Raw genomic sequence first — 20,195 nt, forward strand, 5'->3', positions numbered from 1 at the left:
GGGGGCGGCGGCGAACGAGGTGGCGAAAGCTCAGTTTTCTTCGTTTGCCGATTCGTCGGCTTCGATGTCTCCTGCGGTGTATTTCTTCAAGGCTCTCACCACTCCCGACTTCCACGTGTTGATGGTGTCGCTTTCGAGTTGGAGCGAGTCGATGAGTCGAATGACGTTTTCGACGGGCATGCGGTAGCGCAAAACGCCCGAAATGAGTTTGGCGTAGTTCCAATATTCTTTGTTGAACTTCTCGGACAGCCCTTCGACGGTGGTTTTGTAGCCGCGGCGGTTTTGAAAGGAAAAATCGTAGCGCGTCGAACCGTCGAAATTGAGGTTTTTGATGATCCAACCCGTATTGACGCTCTTGGGCAACACGATGCCCTCGTCGTCGTCTTGCAAACCGGTGAAGATTTCATAGGGACGACCGTCGAGCAGTCCGACAAAGGCGACCCATTTTTCTTTCTTGTTTTGAAATCGCCACACGTCGCACTCCAATATTTGCGGTCGGCGATGGGTTACGTTTTGAAGTTTTCCGAGTGCCAAGGCGTAGATTGCGCCGGTGATGCGTGCCGTCTTTTCTTGGGACGATGTGTCGAACGAAAAGGTGTTGTTGTCGCGCTGCATGGCTTTCACCAAACCGTCGAAGGCTTCTTCGTCGTTGAGGGAAGGGTCGGTTTGTGCCACTTCGTGCGCCAACCGCTGCATGTCTTCAAGGGAAAAGGTGTTCATGGTTTTTGTGTTACAAGCATTTTTCCACTTTGTCGCGGTGACAAAGCGGATGGAGCGGGGAGAGCGTGTGGGGGGATGGATCGGCGTCGGAGCGCCGGATCGGACAGCCGAACGGCAAACTATTCGGCGGCCAGCTTTTTCCAAAATTCGTCAAGATCTTCCGACAGCCCTTCCATCAACTCCTGACTGATAATGATGTTGTTGTCGTCCACCAGATAAAGCTCGGCGACGGTTTCGTGGTCTTCGCCCGTGAGCACGAGCGAGAAAGGGCGGAGCAGATTGATCGAATCGATCAGTTCTTTGTTGTTTTGAATGATCGATTGCAACAGCGGTTGTATTTTCTCGTAGAAATCCTCGTCGTTGTTGCCCATCCATTCTTCGACCACGCAGCGTGTGAGTTCCTGTTCGTCGTCATCGAAGATCAAGAGTTCTCCGCTGTCTTGTTTCACCTGCAAGTAGAGATCGGTGAGAATGGGGTCGTCGTCTTGCGTGGGACATTTGGCGGCCGCTTTGCGCAACGCGCGCTCAATTTGGTGAAAGGTTTGTTCCGAAGCGTTCATAAGGCTGTCTGCAAAAAAATAAACGTGATCGTTCGTAAGGCGAGGCGGACACGAGAAGAGGGGGGAGAGTTGGTGGCGGATAGCACCAAGCCTTCCCGCACGCCCGACAAATCATGCAAATGATAGGCAAAGTTAAGGGCTGTCGGGCGAAAAGCAAAATAAAACTTGTTTTTTTTCGTCTTAGAGTGTAACTTTGCCGCAAAACCTTTAATCTTCTTCCATGTTTATCGCTACTTTGCTCTTGGCCTTTTCCGCATTTTCGTCGGGCGATGTGCTTCCGGCTCCTTTTCGCATGGAGTTGGGAGAGAGCGGCAAGGCGTTTCGTGTTGCAGGAGCGCGCATCAAATGCGATGTTCCGCTTCATGCCGAAACTCATCGGTTGTTGCACCAAATGGTGGCTGTTTCAAAGCATGAACAAGGCACTTCCGGAGGCGTAATGGTCTTCACCGAACGCCCTTTGTTCGATGCTTCTTTTCGTTCGTTTGAGGCCTACGAGTTGCACATCTCTCCCGACAGCCTCCACGTTGTTGCCGCCACCCCCACGGGCTTCTTGCGTGCAACACAGACTTTGGTGCAGATGTGCGACAAGAAAGGGCGTGTTCCCTGCGGCCGCATTGCCGACGCACCGGCTTATGAATGGCGGGGGCTGATGATCGATGTGAGCCGCCACTTCTTCCCCGTCGAGTTCTTGAAGAAACAAATCGACATCATGGCCGCTCATAAGCTCAATCGGTTGCATTTGCATCTTACCGATGCCGCCGGCTGGCGAATGGAGATCAAACGCTATCCGCGTCTTACCACCTTGGCGGCATGGCGCGATGCGGCATTGTGGAAAGACTGGTGGCACGGCACGCGAAAATATGCGGAGCAGGGCACGCCTCAGGCTTATGGCGGATATTACACGCAGCGGGAATTGCGAGAACTGGTGGCCTATGCCTCAGAGCGTGGCATCGACATCGTGCCCGAAATCGAAATGCCGGCGCATTCCGAAGAGGTGCTGGCGGCCTATCCCGAACTCTCGTGTACGAGTGCTTCGTCTTGTCCGTCAGACTTCTGTGCCGGCAACGAGGCGGTCTATGATTTTCTGCAAAACGTGCTCGACGAGGTGATGGACGTGTTTCCCTCTCGCTACATACACCTCGGCGGCGATGAAGCGGGGAAAGAGAGTTGGAAAACCTGTTTGCGCTGTCGTCGCACGATGATTGAAAACGATATGACCGCCCCCGACAGTATGCCCGACCCCTCGGCCTTGGAGCGTTTGCAAGCCCATTTTATGCGACGGATGGGGCGCTACCTTTCGGCGCACGGCCGTCGAATGATCGGGTGGGACGAGGTGATAGACGCCACTTTGCCCGAAGACGCGGCGGTCATGGTGTGGCGCGACCTCCGACATGCCCGCCGCGCCGCCGCGCTGGGGCGTGAAGTCATTCTTTCGCCCGCTGCCTATTGCTACCTCGATGCCTATCAGGACGCTCCCCCCTCGCAGCCCGAAGCCATCGGGGGATATTTGCCTTTCGAGCAAGTGGCCGCTTTCTCTCCCGAAACTTTTGCGGATGAGGCGCACCGCCGACGGATCAAAGGAGTGCAGGGCAATCTTTGGACGGAATACGTTTCCACGCCCGACCACGCCGAATACATGCTTTATCCCCGTATGCTTGCCTTGGCCGAAATAGGGTGGAGCGGTGCGTCGCGCCGTTCGGCGTCCGACTTGCGTCGTGCCGTCATCAATCGCGTCGCGCAGTTGCGTGAGAACGGCGTGCGTGCCTTTGATCTGCGCACCGCCGTGGGGCAACGTGCTCTCTCTCACCCTCTCTCCCATAAAGCTCTGGGTGCAACGGTGGTTTATCATCGCCCTTTCTCCGCCTCTTATGCCGCCTCCGGAGTTGCCGCTTTGACCGACGGACGTTGCGGCGGTTGGAGCTATCACGACGGAGCTTGGCAGGGATTTCTTGCCGATGCGCAAGCGTCGTGTCCCTCGCTCGACGTCACCCTCGACCTCGGAGCCGAACGCCGCATTTCGTGGGTGGGTGCCGACTTCATGCAGGTGTGCAATCCCGAAATATTCTATCCCTCCGCGTTTCGTGTGAGCGTTTCTCGCGACGGACAAAACTACACGCTTTTGGGAGAACAGTCCGTTCCCTCTCAAAAGACAATCCTCCCCGACATACGCACCTTTTTCATAAAACGAAAGGCTCGTGCCCGTTACATTCGTGTTCAAGCCTCGCCGTCGGCATTCGGCGGTTGGCTGTTTACCGATGAAATAATCGTAAAATGATTCTGACTCTCGATATTGGCAACACACGTTCAAAATTCGCCCTCTTCGACGGCTCCGACATTGTGTGTCATCTCCCCGTTTCCCACGAACGCACGCTTTCGACGCTGTCCGACTTTTTTTCTCGTCATCGTACCATTTCTGCCGTTCATTGGTGTAGCGTCGGCGTGGAAATCGAGGGGTTCGAATCGGCCTTGGCCGCCATGTCTGTGCCGGTTCGCCGCTTGCTGCCCGCTTCTCCTCCGTCGGGCATCACGGTGGCTTATCTCACGCCCGACACTCTCGGTGCCGATCGTCTTGCCGCCGTGCTCGGTGCTCGCTCGCTTTGTCCCGATCGTCATTTGCTCGTGATCGATGCCGGAACGTGCATCACGTTCGACCTCTTGTTGGCCGATGGTCGATATATGGGCGGAAACATCAGTCCCGGTCTGGCGATGAGGCTCGAAGCCATGCATCGTCTGACGGCGCGTTTGCCCTTGGTCAATGCCGACGGCGAAACCCCTCTCATGGGGCAAACCACCGAGACGGCTTTGCGTAGCGGAGCCACTCTCGGCATTGTCTACGAAATCGAAGGCTACATCCGTAGACTCCAAGCGGAATACGGAGATATTTGCGTTTTTTTAACGGGAGGAAATCGTTTTGATTTTCGTATCTCATCAGAAAGTTGCATCTTTGCAGACGATTTTTTGGTGCTTCGAGGGCTGGCCGCTCTCGGTTGAGCACTTCAAACCGAACGTTTCATGAAGAAGACATTTCTCCTCGCCGCAATGGCCGTATCCTCCCTCGTAGCCACCGCGCAAGAAAGTGCCGTGTCCTCGGCCTACTCGCGCTATGGCGTCGGCCTGTTGGACAATCGTGCATCGGGTTTCAGCAAAGGCATGGCCGGCACTGCCGTCGGCATGTATGACGGTCGCGTGCTCAATGTCGGAAATCCGGCCTCCTATGCCCGTATCGATTCTCTTTCGTTTTTGTTCGACGTCGGAATGTCTTTGCAAAGCGCCAATCTCAGTGCCAATGGCGTGAAAGCCAATGCCCACTCCGCCCGATTCGACCATTTGTCCGTGGGGTTTCGTCTGAAACGCAATTTGGGCGTCAGTTTTGGTGTGCAGCCATATAGCAACGTCGGCTACGAAATCACCGCTCAGGGTGCTCCCATTCCCAACGGAGCTTCGGAAGTCGTCACTCCCACCACCACCTATCTTGGCGACGGCGGCTTATATTTGCTCCATGGCGGTGTGGGCTATGCGCCCCTCGACGCACTCTCGTTGGGAGCGAATGTCAGCTATTTGTGGGGAACGCTCAATCATTCGGCCACCACATCTTACGATCATCCGTCGATACACAGCCTGCGTCGTGCCTACGATGCCGAAGTGCGCTCTTACGCACTCGACCTCGGCGCGCAATACACCCAACGCCTCGGTCGCAAACATCGCTTCGTGCTCGGAGCCACCTACGGATACGGCCATCAGCTCAACGGCACATCAAACTTCTACAACCAGCGACTGGACAAACGTTCCGTATCGGCCGCCGACACCCTGTCCGTACGCAATGCCTACGGCCTTCCCCACAGCTTTGCGGTCGGCTTGACTTGGCAGTGGCAAAACAGTCTTCGTGTCGGTCTCGACTACACCCGCCTCCAATGGGGCGAGGTCACCTCTCCCATGTTGAAGACGGCTGCCGACGGCACCTTGTCGTATGTCAAAGAGAAAGGAGCCTACACCGATCAAAACAAAATCGCTTTGGGGGCAGAATACATTCGCGACCCCAACGGCTTCACTTGGAGCAGTCGTGTGCGCTACCGCATGGGGGTGAGCTATGCCTCTCCCTATGCCCTCATTGACGGGCGAAAAGGGCCGCAAGTCTATACCGCCGCCCTCGGAGTCGCGCTCCCCATTATCACCGCCCACAACGCTCGTGACAATTACAGCTATCTCAATCTTTCCGCGCAATACGAGCACGTCAAACCTCAAATGCCGGGGCAGATCACCGAACGCTACTTCCGCCTTTCCATCGGCCTCTCGTTCAATCAAAGGTGGTTCACCAAGTGGAAAGTCGATTGACCCCTGCCTCCTCTTCGGCAGACGATTGTGCTGCAACAAACCGAACAAAATCACGAAAACCACGGATCGTTGTCGATCTTGTGTCTTTCGTGATTTTGTCCATAGATTTGCCCCTGTGGCGGTGTGTCTTTCCTTCCTCGTCGTTCATCTGTCCGTTTTCCTCTCTTTCTTCTGTTATTTCCTAATCCCTATGCGCCAGCTTCTTCACAGCTTTCTCCTTGTTTGTCTTGTCGGTTTCGGAGCGGCTTGCAGCAACGACGCTCCCCCTCAGGGTGCCGCCGTTCGCAATCGCGATTCCCTCCCGGTCATGGTGACCTACGGCGTTTCCAAACTCATCAGCGATTCGGGGGTGACTCGTTACAAAATCATCTCCGAGGAGTGGCGTGTGTTCGACCGCACCCGTCCGCAACGTCAGGAGTTTGTGAAGGGAGTGTTTTTGGAGCGATACGACGACAAGTTCAACGTCAATCTTTTCATCACCGCCGACACCGCCTATTGGTACGACCAAAACCTTTGGGAGTTGCGCGGACGCGTTCGTGTGCGCAACGAGGAAAACGGCACTCTCTATCGCAGCGAACAACTCTATTGGGACATGGGAAGGCATGAATTCTATTCCAACGTATATATGCGCATCGTCACTCCCGATCGCGACATACAGGGAGATCGTTTTCGTTCCGACGAACAAATGACGCGCTACGAAGTTTCTCGCTCTCGCGGCTTTCTGCCCGTACCCAAAGGCATGGGCGACAGCCCCTCTTCCGCCGTTTCCGCAGCCGGGTCTGCCGACAGTTTGGGAGGCTGAGGCCGTCTGTTGCAAACGACGACGGCGCATTTTGTGTCGTGTCGGTCAAGGCGGTGTTCTGTCCGATCGTAGAGCGACCGTACAACGACAAACAGCGATCGATCCGTTTCTCGCCGAGGGCGAACAGACGGATCGATCGTTTCTTTTTTGAGCGGCAGGCGGTGCGCTTGTCGGTCAGTCGCGCGTTTTGATTTTCAACTCTTTCAGTCTTTGTTTCGTCGCACTGTCCACGCGAAGAGATTCGCAGATTTTCCGAATGGCTTTGTTGTGTGTCCATTTCGGGAGGCGCATGTCCTGCAAGACGGAAAGAGTGGCTTCGGGCTGTTTGATGAAACACTCGGCCACCGCCCATGCCACTGCCATTTGGGCGTAGTATCCCTCGTGTCGAATGGCCGTGTAGTCATCGAGGAGCGACAAAATATGTTGTTCGTCGATGAAATGTTTCATCGACATCACCACGCCGAAGCGCACTTCATATTCGGCATCGCTTCTCATTCGTTCGCGGAGGTAGCTCCACAAGCGGTCTGCGTGGCGTTTGGCAAAGGTGTGGTTGCCCGAAAAGGAAAACACGTCGCACACCGACCATGAGTTGATCACCGCTACGAAGCGCGAAACGCGATGCAGATATTCCTCAATGTCTGTCACGGGAATGAAACCCAACACCAAGCCGTGGAGCATGCGTTCTTCCATGTAGTGTGTGCCCGGAGCGGCGAGATATTCCTGCCATGTTCGGCTTTTGACGATGCGCCGTGCCAAATCGCGCACATCGGGCACGCGCAACCCCAACATGTTTTCCACGTCGGGGTGTAGCGACTGTGCAAACGAAGGGTTTGCTCCGGGGAGCAGGGCGAGCAGGTGTTGTTCTATGGTGAGTTGATCGAGCAGATAGGCCATGGTGCGATGATTGTAAAACTGCCGGTGAAGGGCTGGGCGACTTGAAACTTTCGGCTTCAAAGATACGAAATGTTGCAGAATGAGCAAAAACATTTCTCGCCATACGCCCATTGCCCGAATGGGGAGCTTCGTGCAAGCCGTCGGCAAGTGTGGCGTTGTACACGCCGAGGGAAGACCGCGGCGGAAGCGGGCGCACAACTCTCTTTCCGCCCAATCCTCTCCGAAACGTCTTCCGAAAGCCTTGCGCGTGGCAAAATATCCCCTGTTTTTTTGTTTTTGCCGTTTTGCTTCCGCTAAAACGATTATCTCTCTGACTTTTAGCGCGTTTCTTGCGAAGGCAAGTGAAGGCAAACGATTTTTTAGGATTTTCAACGTGTTGGAAATCAGCTTGTTTTGGTGAAGGCAAAAATCCCTTCTCCTTTCACTTACTTCCGCTAAACAGCGCGTGAAAACCGCAATGTTCGAGGTTGTGAAAGGAGAAAATCGATGCAACCCGTTGTTTGTCAGGTTGTTGAAAAACTCGTTTCCGTTTTGCCTTCACTTGCCTTCGCATGGAATGGTTTGATAATCATTTGATTATGTCGTTTTGCGAAGGCAGTGAAAGCAAAAAACAATTACAAGGGAACGCGCGCGTGCGCGCGAGGGAAAAGGCTTTTGTCGCATCGGCAAGCTCCGAAAGTGGCATTTCCTCCAAGGTGGAAATTTTTAGCTCAGAGCTAAAAATTTTTTTCTCCAAGGTAGAGTGCTCCGGATGCTCTCGACCGAAAAAAAACGATGTGCCGTCATCGGCAACGAGTGCTTCCCGATGAGGGGAAAGCTTCGGCAAAATTGCCGGCAGCGGTTTTTCCGAATGAAGGAGAGTGGGGAAAAAGGCAGGCCGCACGGAGAAACCGCCGGTGGTGCGGCATGGCTGAGGGCATGGCAGAAAGGAAAGCATGCCGCCCTTTCCGATAAATTAAATGTATTTTCTGTAAAGAGGCACTATGGAGAGTGGAGTTATCAAAAAACGTAATTTAATATGTGAATAATTTGTTTTTTTAGATTTTATGAGGTCGAAATGAACGAAAAAGCCCATATTTGCATCATCATATTTTTCAAAGATCCAAATAATTAAAGAATTATGCTTACAATCAAAGCCGGAGAAGTGGCCGGAAAAATCTGGCACGCCCTCAACGAAAACGGAACCCTTACGGGAAAAGACTTGAAAAAGGCTTGCGGAAAACTGACCGACAAGGAGTTGTACTTAGGTTTGGGCTGGTTGCTGCGCGAAGAGAAAATCGAAACCGTGGAAGTCGAAAAAGACATCACGGTAAGGTTGAAATAAAACCCCTCCCGACACGGAGAGCGCATGTTGTCGAAAGCGCATGTTTTCGCCGTTCTCCGTCGGAGCTTTCCATGCACGGCAAGCATCACGCGATTGTGTCGATATTATCCCTGAAAATTGACACAGTCGCGTGATGCTTGCCGGCGTTTTGGGAAGTGGAAAAAGTCGGCGAAAGCAAAACAAAAAGAGGGGTACGCTGTTGGGCGAAACGGAATAAAGTCGTATCTTTGCAGGGAGGGGGAAATCGCCGGAAAACCGCCTCCTTTCAAAGATGCTCCGTGTTGGAATGGAGCAAAAACAGCATGTTATGAATGATTTTTTGAATTTGATCCACGAAATGTCGCCCTATCTGTTGCTCGGCTTTCTCATCGCCGGGTTGATGCACGCTTTTGTGCCGGGGCAACTATACAGCCGTTATTTCTCGGCGCGCAATGTGCGCTCTGTTTTGTTGGCCGCCCTTTTCGGCATTCCGTTGCCTTTGTGTTCTTGCGGCGTTATTCCCACGGCCATGTCTTTGCGTCGCGAGGGGGCGTCGCGAGGGGCGACCACGTCGTTTCTCATCGCCACCCCGCAAACCGGCGTCGATTCCGTCATCGCCACGTTTTCGCTGCTCGGACTGCCTTTTGCCATTTTACGCCCCGTGGCGGCATTGATCACCGCCCTGATCGGCGGAACGCTGGTCAATGTCTTCGACGATGCTGCCGATGCGCCCGATGCTTCGACGTCGGCAACGTGTGACGGTGTCTGTGCGCCCGACGAGCAACGTCCGCACTCGTTGGCAGGAAAAATGAAAGTGGCCTTGCGCTACGGCTTTGTAGACATGATGGCCGACATCGGTCGCAGGCTCGTGATCGGTTTGCTCGTGGCCGGAGTGATCACCGTTTTTGTGCCCGACGACTTTTTTGCACGCTTTGCCGAACACTCGTTGTTGAGCATGGCGGCTGTGTTGTTGCTCGCCGTGCCGATGTATGTTTGTGCCACCGGCAGCATTCCCATTGCCGTGGCCTTGTTGCTCAAAGGGCTTTCGCCCGGCACGGCTCTCGTTTTGCTCATGGCCGGCCCTGCCGTGAATGTGGCTTCGATGTTGGTGGTGGGCAAGGTGTTGGGGCGGCGCACATTGGTGGTCTACACGGCTTCGATAGTGGGAGGAGCCATGCTCTTCGGGTTGGCGATGGACGCTTTTCTGCCGCGTGAGTGGTTTGTGCCGACCATTGCCCCCACGCCCGAATGCTGTCGTCCCGAAACGCCCTTGCTGCAATGGATCTCCACGCTCGGTTTGGGCGCACTGCTGATCAATGCACTCCTTGTGCAACCGTTGCGCAAACGCACCGCCGCCGTGTCGCACGAGGCACACGAAAGAGTGTTTGTCGTTCGCGGCATGTCGTGCAATCACTGTCGCACGAACGTCGAACGGGTGCTTCGCTCCTTGGAAGAGGTGGACGAAGCCACGGTGAGCTTGGAACGTGGAGAAGCCGTGGTGAAAGGTGCGGCTTCGCTCGAAACGCTGCAAAAGGCCGTTTCGACCATTGGGTTTGAATTGCTGCCGCCGTCGTGACGGCAAACTGCGTCCGCCGCTTGCCACTCGCCGCCTCTGCCCCTGCCGCCCTTGTCGTGTTTCGCCTGCCGTTTCGGCGGTTGCGGAGCCGGCAGGGGCGGCGGGTGTGCATAGAGGGAGAAAGGAGGAGAGGGGAGCAGATGAAAGTTGTTTTAACACCGACGATTTGCTGAGTCGGCGGAGTTTGTGTATTTTTGCAGCCGTTTGCGCCGTTTCGGCCATGTTGGGCAGGAACAGCGCGACATCGCGCTCTTCAACAGTGTAGCAGCTACCACTCTAAAAACAAGATTTCATGAATTCCGAAAAAAACGTAAGCCTGTCGTTCATGTTGATGGGCGTTTTGTTTTGTGTGTGCCTTGTGGCCTCCAACCTTTTGGAAACCAAAATCATACAGATCGGCCCCTTTGCGCTGACGGCAGGTTTCCTCGTTTTCCCCGTTTCTTACATCATCAACGACTGCATCGCCGAGGTGTGGGGCTTTCGCAAAGTGCGCCTCGTCATCTGGTTGGGTTTTCTGATGAATTTTTTTGTCGTCCTTTTGGGCAATATCGCCGTGGCCTTGCCGGCCGCTCCTTTTTGGAAAGGCGAAGAGCATTTCAACTTCGTTTTCGGGCTTGCACCGCGCATTGCCTTTGCCAGTCTGTTGGCTTTTATCGTGGGCTCCTTTCTCAACGCGTGGGTGATGAGCCGCATGAAGGTCATCAGCAAAGGGCGCAACTTCTCGCTGAGGGCGGTGGTTTCGACGCTGGTAGGCGAAACGGCCGACTCGCTCATCTTTTTTCCCATTGCCTTTTTCGGTTTGATCGGCGGCAGTGAGATGCTCATGCTCATGCTCATACAGATTGCCGCCAAAACGCTCTACGAAATCATCATTCTGCCGCTCACGGTGCAGGTGGTGAAATATGTGAAGCGACACGAGCACACCGACGTGTTCGACCAAAATATTTCTTACAACATCCTCAAAATTAAAGATCTCTAAAACTGACTTGTGAGCGCGAAAAACGCCGCCGGGTGCATGATTGTTGCACTCGGCGGCGTGTGGTTTCGGAGAGGGGGAAACCTTGTGTCGGGAATGGGCGTCCGATCCCCCGAAAATGCGGCAGGTTTTCCAAAGGTGTTGTCGGGAGTTCCGCTAAATGGCTCATCTCTCCGACCGGTATGGATCAGTCTTCCAAAAAATATTCCACCGTGGTGACAACCCTCACCTTTTTGATGTGAGCGGTGTTGGCATCGCGGTCTTCGATAGAAAACTGGCCTTGCGATGCGGTTTTGATTTTGCCCAATCGGCTGTCGGAATCTTAGGCAAACTTCTCGGCGGCGGAGCGTGCGTTTTTGGTGGCTTCTTCGATCATTTGCGGCTTGATGTCGTTGAGGCCGGTGTAGAGGTAGTTCAGCGAGTTGCTGCCATATTCCACCGCTTCGACGGCAATGCCGTGTTTCAGCAGTTCCGTTTGCCGCTGCATCAGTTTGCGGACGGTATCGACATTGGCGGAGGTGACGATAATCGCACTCGACGCGATGTAGCGTTCTTCTCCTTTGAAATCGCTGTAAGCATTGGCTTTCCGATCATCTACGGTGGGAGGATTGATGCTGATTTCGGAAGCCCGAATGCCGTTTTGGGTGAGAAATCTCACGATGTCGGCATTTTTCTGTTTGATGTTGTCATACATTTGCGAGGGCGACGCGCCCAGCTCTTTGTAGACGATCGGCCAGATCACTTTGTCGGCCTTGACTTCCGTTTCGGCCAGACCTTTCACCGTGACCACGCGGTCTTTGTTGATAAAATCGCCGACGGCGGCGCGAAAAAGCAAACCGATGCCCAGCAGAGCCGTGGCGATGATGAGGGATTCGATGCGCAGGTGTTTCATGGGGTTGATGTGTTTTTAAGGGGTTGATGAGATGATGTTGCGAAGTGTCGGAAAAGCGGTTCATCGGCCGATGTGCCCAATGTGATATTTCAGTAGGGGAGTGAGCAGGCGTCGTGCCAAAGGGCGTGGGTCGTTTTCGATTTCCAATGTGGAGTCGAGGCGCATGGTGGCGCGCGTTTCCGGATCATAAGGCGGCCATTCGCATTCGGTGGTCGAGGGGTTGCCGGTGCGTGCAAAATTGACCCACATCTGTTGCACGCGTTCGGCCAAACGGTGGTCGATGTTGTCGCCGGTGAAGAGCGTTTCGTGCAGATTGCCGAAAACGTAGGCCAGTTCGACGGCGTGGCAGGCTTTGAGGTGGGGCAGACCGGAGGGATACGTCCAGCGATACATGAAAGAGCGTCCGCCGCCGAGGGCGTGGCATTCGGCCTGAGCAATGGCCGGAAGGCGAAAAACCACTTCGTTGTAGTATTCCGTTTTCTTCCAAACGTCTTCCATTGGGAGCGAATCGAAAAAGGCACGGACGCGACGGCGGTCGGCGGTTGAGAGCGGCTCGAAACTGCGGCGACAGACCAACGGCAGCATGAAACGATACACCTGATAGCCACCCACCTCCTGCATCCAAAGGCGTGCCTCGTCTTCGTTGGTGCCGATGAGCAGGTCGAGGTGTGCCGCATCGCCGCGGCGATAGGCTTGGTAGAGGTCGTGGGGGATGCGCCGGCCGTCGCGTTGAGGGAATGCGTTGTAGAGCATGAGGTGCTCGTTGGCGCGGATCAAGGCGTGTGTTGGTAGGCGCGAGAGTTGCTCCATGTTGTTGCAACCGGTGTGGCGGAGGAATTTGCGTGCGAAAATTTTGCAGTCCTCCCGATCGTAGCTCAATGCGACGCTGCCGCTTTGGGCGATGACGCGTTGAAACAGACCTTTGGCTTCGGGCATGACGGCCAAGAGCGAAACACTGCCGCCGCCGGCCGATTCGCCGAATATCGTGACGCGGTCGGGATTTCCGCCGAACGCATGGATGTTTTCGCGCACCCACCGCAGGGCTTGAACCTGATCGAGCAAACCGAGGTTGGGGGCGTCGGGATAGGCTTCGCCGCCCGGCACGTCGGAGAAATCAATGAAGCCCAGCATACCGAGGCGGTAGCCGATGGTGACTAAGACGATGTCGGGATGTTGTTCGACAAGGCGCTGACCGTCATACAGAGGGTTGGACGTGCCGCCCCAAGCATAGGATCCGCCGTGAATGAAGACCATTACGGTCTTATCGGTCGAGCGACAAGTGTGGCTCGTCCAAATGTTGAGATACAGACATGCCTCGCTTTGGCGATGAAAGGAGGCCGGCTCTTGTTCGCGTTCCGATTGAAGGGAGGAGGGGGCAAAGTGAAAGGCCGAAAACACCCGACGGTCGGGGTGGGGCGGCAGAGGGGCTTTCCAGCGCAGAGAGCCGATGGGTTGGCGGGCGTAGGGGATGCCTTTGAAAGCGATGACTTCGCCATTGAGCTGTCCGACGAATGTGCCGTTTTCGCAGGTGGCAGACAGTGCCTTGTCGTAGGGCAGGCGGATGCTGTCGTCTTCGAGCACCCGATTGCGACGACCGTCTGTTTTGTGGCGCAAAGTGCGACGGCGATTTTCTCGTCGGCCCCAAAACGCGGAGAATGCACCGGCGGTGACGACCAAACCGGTGCTCAGAAGAGCAAGCGAAAGTCGAAACTTATTCATGATCGGAGAGAATTTGAAAAGAGGCCGGCGGCAGCCGTGGCAACCGTTGAACGAGAAGAATAGAGGAAAAAATATTGCCTCACCTCTTTCCTCACATCTTGCAGACATGATGTAGGGAAGAGGCGAGGCTATGCTCAGAAAGTTGAGGTGCGGATTGGCGTCATGCCGCAAGTTGCGGCGACGTCTGTCGAGCGAGGATTATTCGCTGTCACCCCAAATGGAAGATTTGCGTTGTGAGTATTGTCCGGCATCTCCCGCTTCGTTTGTGATGCCTATATTTGATTGCTGAAGAATAGGCTGTTCCAATCTGAGGGCAATGCTCGTCATTGTGGGAACGATATATTGTTTTTTCATAATGGTCGGTGTTAGTTGGAAAGGTGGATTAACGAATAATTCTTTTGCCATTTACGATATAAATTCCTCTTTGTTTGGAAGTCGTGCGACGTCCGGAGAGGTCATAAACGGGAGCGGTCGGGTCGGCTTCTATGTCGTTTTTGATCTCACTGATGCCCGTCAGGTTGTCGTCGAGCGAGAAACCTTGCACTGGCGATGAGGTGTTCACTTCCAAGAAGCAACGATTTGGAGCGTTGTTCACGCTTGTGCCGTCGGTGCCGTTTTGGTAATAGAAACCGAATTTTCCGTTTTTCTTGGTCAATACATAGTATCGGGTGGATCCGGTGGATTGTGTCAATCCCTCTGTGCCGCGCAACAGATTTCCACTTACGTCTGTGGTGTTGTCGAGGAGAAGTTTGGATTCAACGACCTCATAAGTCCCGGGAGCGCCTTTCAATAGAAGAGGTGTGTTGGCTTTGATCGCGCCGTTTCCGGAATTGAAAACATAGTCGACCGTGGCTTTTCTTCCGGATACCGTCACCGTTCCGGCAACTACTCCTTTGGGGAGGCAATATTTTTTGTCCCAATTAAATGTGGCATGGCCGAAGTCTGGAATGGTCAGCTTGAATACGGATAATACTTTTTGGGGGAGCTCGCCAAATCCATTAGACCATCTGTTATCATATCCGGTTGCATCTTGAGGAACATAAATATCGTAGACATTGGAGGGAAAAGAAAAATCTGTTTCCGTATTCGGAGCGACTTTACTCCGACATTCTATTTTTTTTAATTTATTGCAATAATTAAAAACGAATCTACCTAGATATTTTAAGCTCGCGGGTAGGGATATTTTGTAAAGTCCCGTACAGCCAGCAAAGACACTTGCATTAAGATTTGTCAGTCCTTCATTTGGAAAATAGACATCTTGCAGATTTATGCATCCGGAAAAAGCTGCTTCTTCAATGGTAGTCAATGTTGAAGGAAAAGAAATCTTTGTAAGTCCCCAACATTTGTCGAATGCATTTTTACCGATTGTTTCCAAACCTTCGGGAAGGGAGAAACCTATGGCTTTATACCTTTGGAATGCTTCGTTTTCAATGGATGTAACTTTGTAGTTCTTTCCGTTGTGTTGGATGGTGGCAGGAATGGTCTCTTCTCCATTGAATGTTGGATCTCCACTTTTTACAGCTGCCGTTTTGGTGGCTTCATTGAGTTTATAGGTGATTCTGCCTATTTGGGTTTCTGTCTGTGCAACCGCGGTTTGCGGTATGAGTACGCATAATCCGAAACTTACGATCAAAACAGAGAGTGATCGCGAGAATAATGTATAAATGTTCATAAAGTATTGAGAAATAAATTTGATTGATATAAAATCTGATAAGTAAAGAGTATCGCATTTGGCGATACAATTTGTAGTATAGTTTCGTCTTGCTTTAAATTAAAAGCCGGAAGAAAATCATGGGATCGTTAAAATATTACAGCAATTTTATTAACAACAAAAACGAAATCTTACTCAAAAATAGAGAGGGAGATTTTCTAACACTGCAAAAGTAGGATTTATTATTGACTTAAACAAAATAAAAGAAAAGATTTCTGGAATGAATCTAAAAAAAGGAGAAATCTATGTTTCGTGCTATTAAAAAAGAGGTGATGACTAATGGAGTAGACAAGTCGCGGACGATGGCAAAAAAACGTCGTCGAGAGATTCGAGAACGAGTGATAATGGAGGATCAGATCATGGGCTCAAATTTGTAGCCGAGGCGTTTCAGTTCGACGGCCACACCGATGCGAAACAGCGCATGGATGCTGCGAACGTAGACGTGAAAGGCCATGGGGCTTTGCGGTTCGATGCCTTCGTGGCGTATTTTGTCGAGTGCGGTGCGGGCGCATTGCCGCACGAGGTCTTCGGTGGCGGCATAATGCGCGGATGAGGGCGGAAAACCCAAAACCTCCTCGCGCACATATTCGTCCAGACAATCGAAACCGCGGGGATCTCTCACGGCGGCGTAGAGGCAGGCGCGGCGACTGTGGCGCGCCCAGTCTTCGTCCCAAAAGTGTGCCACGGCCATGCCTACATACATCATCCAGCCCAAGGCCGCATCGGGATATTGGGCAATTTCCTTGACAGCATCGGCCATGTAGGCGGAGGCAATGTCGCGCCAACGCTCTTCGAGGTCGGGTGTTTCGAGGAGTTGCCGGTCGAGTGCTCCCTTTTGGGTGCAAAGTCTGAGGAGTTGTTCGGTGAGTTGTTGTTGATAAGTGTCGAGATATTCTTGTTGTTCCATTGAGGGGAGAAAAGTGAATGATGAAAACCGTGCATCTCATCGGACGGGGATAGCGGCGGATGCAACGCGAGAGGGAAGAAAGAGCGTCGGTAGGGAGAACGGTCTGCCGGAACGGATGCCGAAGGTCTGCGTTTTGCAAAGATAATGCTTTGTTTCGACAACGACACCATGAGATGCCTTATTGGTTAGGATAGTATAAAGCTCACCGTTAGAGAAACTGGTTTCCGACAATCTCAATCTTTACAATTCTTAGTATTGTTCTTCTATTTTCAACCTTTTAGATCTGGCATTTTCGATACCGAGCAAGACGGACTCCGGATAATCCTCTTCATTTACAAGGCAATGCATTATTTCTGTAAGCAACTCTTTTTCCATGCAACCCGCAGCTAAATCAAGTGCTATCTCTTCCATATTTTTCATGAAGTTTTGCGCAACGAAGAGATATCCGTTTTGCAAGAATAAGTACATCGTAAGTGTTATGGAAATTCGTTTGTTACAATCATTAAAGTAATGCCCACGACACAAACTGTACATCATATAAGCTGCTTTATCCGCAATTTCCGGATAATACATGTCCTGTCGGATGTTCTCTAACATGAGTCTTATACCACCTTCGTCACGTACTCCTGCCATACCACCGCCACTCTTTTCTACGGTCTTATGATATATCTCTAAGGCTTGTTCGTAATCAATATAGTCTATTCCCATACTTCTATTCTGTTACTGTTTTAGATGATCGAGAACATCTTTGTTATCCTCAAGAAGTTTATCAAAGTCAATAGAAAGATTTCCTATAAATTTTTGATACTCCTCAGGCATTACTGCACGAACGTATGCCGCAAGATTTCCATGATAAACATTTCTAAGAGCATTATCTCTTGATGCCATTTTTATACGCGCATCTTCTATTACAGGTCTGACAAGTGGATTCTGTGATAAGTCTGTTATTATCATATTTACATCCTTAACCGACAATATGCCATTGGTATTAGCCTGTTTCTTTATTTCCTCTGCTGTGGCATTTTCAAATGACGAAACAGCAACTAAAACTTCTGCATATAGCGTATGTCGTAGACTATCTTTTTTACTAAGTTCCAAAAGTTTTTTATATTCAGAAGCCTTTTCACAGAATACAACCTTATAAATTGTGTCCATGATTTGGGAATACTTAAATTTATTGTTTTTATCGACATAGTCTCTTATTGCATCTGTCAATTTCTCATAGTAATTTTCTTCCGATAATGCAGAGGTCACATAGTTCTGATCTCGTCGATTGATAAACTTGGTTGATCCTCCACTTCTTTCATTCAATATTGATATTACAATATCCAAAATATGACTTCTCACTTCCTTTGCTTTTTCACTGGTAGTGAGTAACATTCCAAGATTAAGGAATGATCTAAAATCAAAGACTCCAAGTACGGTCGTTTTGGTAGGGAAATCAATTTCCTTACCAAGGATAGATTTAAATTCTTTCAGAGTATCACCTTGTAGTACCCTATATCCATTTGAAACAAGTTCTTGTTCGTAATGGTTTAAGCAGTTAGTCAATGTTCTTATATCAACGCCATAATACTCCGCCGCCTTTTGTCTTGTGATAACATATTGACCTTGGAACTGTATGAAATCCACATCTAATGATGCTCTTATTTTAGGTAGAGCCACTGGATTATTCAATATGTTTTGTCTATCTATTTCAGATGTTGTTAAATCCTTTGCCATATATTGCTGATTTTGAATAAACTATTATAAATGATAGGCTCGTTGTTATCTGCAAAAGTACTGAAAAAAGATGTCTTTCAGTATGATATGCTCTTCTTTTTTGCTTAATGGAATCTTGTATGTTTAGATTTAGCTAAGTAATTTCACAGGATACCCATATTGTCGTCCCTTAAAAAGCCTTGATAAGCGAGAAGTCATTCATGTCCTCTCGCTCAGAAACTTCCGCAGAGGTCTCCGTTGTGTTCCGCAAGCCGGCGGCTTTGTTTTTTGAGGGAGAGAGGATGTTTTCGTTTGATTTTATTAAGTACCGAAAGTGTTTGAGAGCCGATGAAAACACGTATCTTTGTAAAAACAACACAATCGTTTTTTTATGAATACTCCTATCACTTATCCCCTGATCAAGGGCACGCCCGAAGTCGTGACCTATATTAAACGCGCCGATCGCTCGCTCGAAGCCATCGGCTACACCGAACACGGCTTGGCACACGTGACGCGTGTGGCCGTCGTGGCCGGACAATTGCTTGAAGATCTCGGATATTCGGAGCGCGATGCCGAGCTGGCACGCATTGCCGGCTTTATGCACGACATTGGCAACGTGGTCAATCGTGTGGATCATGCACAAAGCGGTGCGATCATGGCTTTTCGGATTCTCGACAAAATGGGGATGTCGGCCGAGGAGGTATCGATGGTCATTTCGGCAATCGGTCATCACGACGACCACACGGCTTTTCCCGTCAATGAAGTGGCGGCAGCGGTCATCTTGGCCGACAAGAGCGATGTGCGCCGCAGCCGTGTGCGAAAAAAGAGCGAAGTGGCTCACGACATACACGATCGTGTGAACTACGCCGTGACCGACAATCGGACAATGCTCCTGTCGGATGAAAAGAAGTTTGTGCTCGATCTCACGATCGACACGCTCATCAGTCCGGCGATAGAATATTTTGAAATCTTCTTGCAGCGCATGACCCTCTGCCGCAGTGCCGCCGCTGCCCTCGGACTGCATTTCGAACTGCGCATCAACGGAGCGGTGCTGAGTTGATGAGGTTCGGCGCGCTGCCCTCGTCTTTGAGGAGAGGGGATGCTTGATTTTTCGGGTCTGTTGTTCTGCTTTGCTGCCGTTTGCCTTTTGGCTCTTCGTCGAGAAGCTAAAAAACGTATAAAAGAGTAGAAATTGTGGGATTTGAATTCTTACCGACATCTCAAACTCTAAACATCTTTAATCCTTGACGTGTTTTTTGGGAGTTTGGCTCTTTCCTCAATATATTTGCAATACGTTCAATTTCCAAACATGGTGTTTCGCCTCGCAACGGGCAAAGAAACAGACACCAGTACAGAACATTCTAAACCCTCTAAACACACAACCAACATCATGAAAAAGAAAATTCTTTTGGCACTGATTGCCATTGCCGGCCTTTTCTCCACCACTGCCGTTGCCGACAACAGTCTTCCGATCAATTTTGAACAGTTGCCCATCGCTGCACAAAATTTCATTAAAAAGCATTTCAAAGCCGCAGACGTGGCTACTATCCTCAAAGACAAAGAGTTGCTATCGGTTTCCTATGATGTCATCATGGAAGACGGCACGACCGTCGAATTTGACAAAAAAGGGAATTGGAACGATGTGGACGGTAAGCATAAAGCTATTCCCACTGCCATTGTTCCGGCTGCCATTCTGCAGTATGTTCAAAAGAACTATCCCAAACAATACATTGTGCAACTCGAACGCAACTCCAACGGACGCTACGAGGTGGAACTCAACAACGATTTGAGCTTGAAGTTCAACTCTAAATTCCGTCTTGTTTCCGTGGATCATTGATGGGGAGAACATCGGAGCTAATTCTTCTTCAACATACACTTTGTGCCAAAAAACGAAAGCAATCATTCGTTTTTTGGCACAATCTCTTTTCTCGGTGTCCGACTAAGTCTGTGATAGATTTTTCTACTCGTTACTCCGTTTACTCTACTCCTTGGGTAAGATACGTTTCGACGCATTAAAAAGGGTCTTCCGGAATTTGGAGTGATGGACTTAATTGTCTGAAATTCTTATATGTACATGTGTACCTGCTTTCGTAACTCCCTAT

The 20,195-nt window shown here is 51.2% G+C and carries 18 protein-coding genes and 2 pseudogenes; 9 read left to right on the top strand and 11 right to left on the bottom strand.

All coding sequences use genetic code 11. The features are described 5' to 3' along the window. Nucleotides 1-57: 57 nt before the first annotated feature. Nucleotides 58-498, bottom strand: a pseudogene (locus EII14_RS05975) (ribonucleoside-diphosphate reductase, adenosylcobalamin-dependent); the annotation flags it as partial. Nucleotides 499-839: 341 nt separating this feature from the next. Next, nucleotides 840-1,280, bottom strand: coding sequence for a hypothetical protein (locus EII14_RS05980; RefSeq protein WP_124931638.1), 441 nt, complete (start codon nt 1,278-1,280; stop codon nt 840-842). 220 nt (nt 1,281-1,500) lie between these two features. Here EII14_RS05980 and EII14_RS05985 point away from each other — a divergent pair, with 220 nt between their 5' ends. The 4 genes from EII14_RS05985 (at nt 1,501) to lptC (ending at nt 6,414) form a co-directional block, all read left to right on the top strand. Continuing rightward, entirely contained in the window at nt 1,501-3,555 is a 2,055-nt protein-coding gene (locus tag EII14_RS05985; RefSeq protein WP_124931639.1) for a family 20 glycosylhydrolase, read from the top strand. After that, a complete protein-coding gene (locus tag EII14_RS05990) occupies nt 3,552-4,271 on the top strand; it encodes a type III pantothenate kinase (protein ID WP_124931640.1) in 720 nt (239 codons plus the stop codon). Before EII14_RS05985 ends, EII14_RS05990 begins: the two co-directional genes overlap by 4 nt. A gap of 21 nt (nt 4,272-4,292) precedes the next feature. Further along, nucleotides 4,293-5,612 carry a hypothetical protein gene (locus EII14_RS05995; RefSeq protein WP_124931641.1) on the top strand — a complete coding sequence of 440 codons (1,320 nt, stop codon included), beginning with the start codon at nt 4,293-4,295 and terminating at the stop codon, nt 5,610-5,612. A gap of 190 nt (nt 5,613-5,802) precedes the next feature. Then, nucleotides 5,803-6,414, top strand: coding sequence for an LPS export ABC transporter periplasmic protein LptC (gene lptC, locus EII14_RS06000; protein WP_124931642.1), 612 nt, complete (start codon nt 5,803-5,805; stop codon nt 6,412-6,414). Between the two features lie 174 nt (nt 6,415-6,588). Here lptC and EII14_RS06005 read toward each other — a convergent pair whose 3' ends face one another. Both EII14_RS06005 and EII14_RS06010 read right to left on the bottom strand, forming a co-directional pair. Then, nucleotides 6,589-7,659 (bottom strand): DNA alkylation repair protein, encoded by a 1,071-nt coding sequence (locus tag EII14_RS06005; protein WP_233569390.1) that lies wholly within the window; start codon nt 7,657-7,659, stop codon nt 6,589-6,591. A 217-nt stretch (nt 7,660-7,876) separates the two neighbouring features. Further along, nucleotides 7,877-8,245, bottom strand: coding sequence for a hypothetical protein (locus EII14_RS06010; protein ID WP_124931643.1), 369 nt, complete (start codon nt 8,243-8,245; stop codon nt 7,877-7,879). A 183-nt stretch (nt 8,246-8,428) separates the two neighbouring features. Between EII14_RS06010 and EII14_RS06015 the strand changes: the two genes are divergently transcribed. The 3 genes from EII14_RS06015 (at nt 8,429) to EII14_RS06025 (ending at nt 11,166) form a co-directional block, all read left to right on the top strand. After that, a complete protein-coding gene (locus tag EII14_RS06015; RefSeq protein WP_124931644.1) occupies nt 8,429-8,632 on the top strand; it encodes a winged helix-turn-helix domain-containing protein in 204 nt (67 codons plus the stop codon). Nucleotides 8,633-8,903: 271 nt separating this feature from the next. Then, nucleotides 8,904-10,187, top strand: coding sequence for an SO_0444 family Cu/Zn efflux transporter (locus EII14_RS06020; protein WP_370242036.1), 1,284 nt, complete (start codon nt 8,904-8,906; stop codon nt 10,185-10,187). Between the two features lie 292 nt (nt 10,188-10,479). After that, entirely contained in the window at nt 10,480-11,166 is a 687-nt protein-coding gene (locus tag EII14_RS06025; RefSeq protein WP_124931646.1) for a queuosine precursor transporter, read from the top strand. A 184-nt stretch (nt 11,167-11,350) separates the two neighbouring features. Here the strand turns inward: EII14_RS06025 and EII14_RS06030 are convergent. From EII14_RS06030 to EII14_RS06055, 7 genes and pseudogenes are all read right to left on the bottom strand, one after another. Next, nucleotides 11,351-12,055 (bottom strand): annotated as a pseudogene (locus EII14_RS06030) (SIMPL domain-containing protein). Between the two features lie 60 nt (nt 12,056-12,115). Then, nucleotides 12,116-13,774: a carboxylesterase/lipase family protein gene (locus EII14_RS06035; RefSeq protein ID WP_158608336.1), complete on the bottom strand. Its 1,659-nt coding sequence runs from the start codon at nt 13,772-13,774 to the stop codon at nt 12,116-12,118. Nucleotides 13,775-13,972: 198 nt separating this feature from the next. Further along, complete coding sequence (locus tag EII14_RS09325; protein WP_158608337.1) at nt 13,973-14,128, bottom strand: hypothetical protein; 156 nt, start codon at nt 14,126-14,128, stop codon at nt 13,973-13,975. A 28-nt stretch (nt 14,129-14,156) separates the two neighbouring features. After that, nucleotides 14,157-15,446, bottom strand: coding sequence for a leucine-rich repeat domain-containing protein (locus EII14_RS06040; protein WP_124931648.1), 1,290 nt, complete (start codon nt 15,444-15,446; stop codon nt 14,157-14,159). A 391-nt stretch (nt 15,447-15,837) separates the two neighbouring features. Further along, nucleotides 15,838-16,392, bottom strand: a complete 555-nt coding sequence (locus tag EII14_RS06045) for a hypothetical protein (protein ID WP_124931649.1) — start codon at nt 16,390-16,392, stop codon at nt 15,838-15,840. Between the two features lie 249 nt (nt 16,393-16,641). Next, on the bottom strand, nt 16,642-17,100 hold the full coding sequence (locus tag EII14_RS06050; RefSeq protein ID WP_124931650.1) for a type II toxin-antitoxin system death-on-curing family toxin: 459 nt from the start codon (nt 17,098-17,100) through the stop codon (nt 16,642-16,644). A gap of 12 nt (nt 17,101-17,112) precedes the next feature. Continuing rightward, nucleotides 17,113-18,114, bottom strand: coding sequence for a DNA-binding protein (locus EII14_RS06055; RefSeq protein ID WP_124931651.1), 1,002 nt, complete (start codon nt 18,112-18,114; stop codon nt 17,113-17,115). A gap of 370 nt (nt 18,115-18,484) precedes the next feature. Here EII14_RS06055 and EII14_RS06060 point away from each other — a divergent pair, with 370 nt between their 5' ends. Both EII14_RS06060 and EII14_RS06065 read left to right on the top strand, forming a co-directional pair. Beyond that, nucleotides 18,485-19,153 carry an HD domain-containing protein gene (locus EII14_RS06060; protein ID WP_124931652.1) on the top strand — a complete coding sequence of 223 codons (669 nt, stop codon included), beginning with the start codon at nt 18,485-18,487 and terminating at the stop codon, nt 19,151-19,153. Between the two features lie 330 nt (nt 19,154-19,483). Beyond that, complete coding sequence (locus tag EII14_RS06065; RefSeq protein ID WP_158608338.1) at nt 19,484-19,930, top strand: PepSY-like domain-containing protein; 447 nt, start codon at nt 19,484-19,486, stop codon at nt 19,928-19,930. Nucleotides 19,931-20,195 lie beyond the last annotated feature (265 nt).

Origin of the sequence: Alloprevotella sp. OH1205_COT-284 (genome assembly GCF_003859795.1) — a bacterium.
GTDB lineage: Bacteria > Bacteroidota > Bacteroidia > Bacteroidales > Bacteroidaceae > Alloprevotella.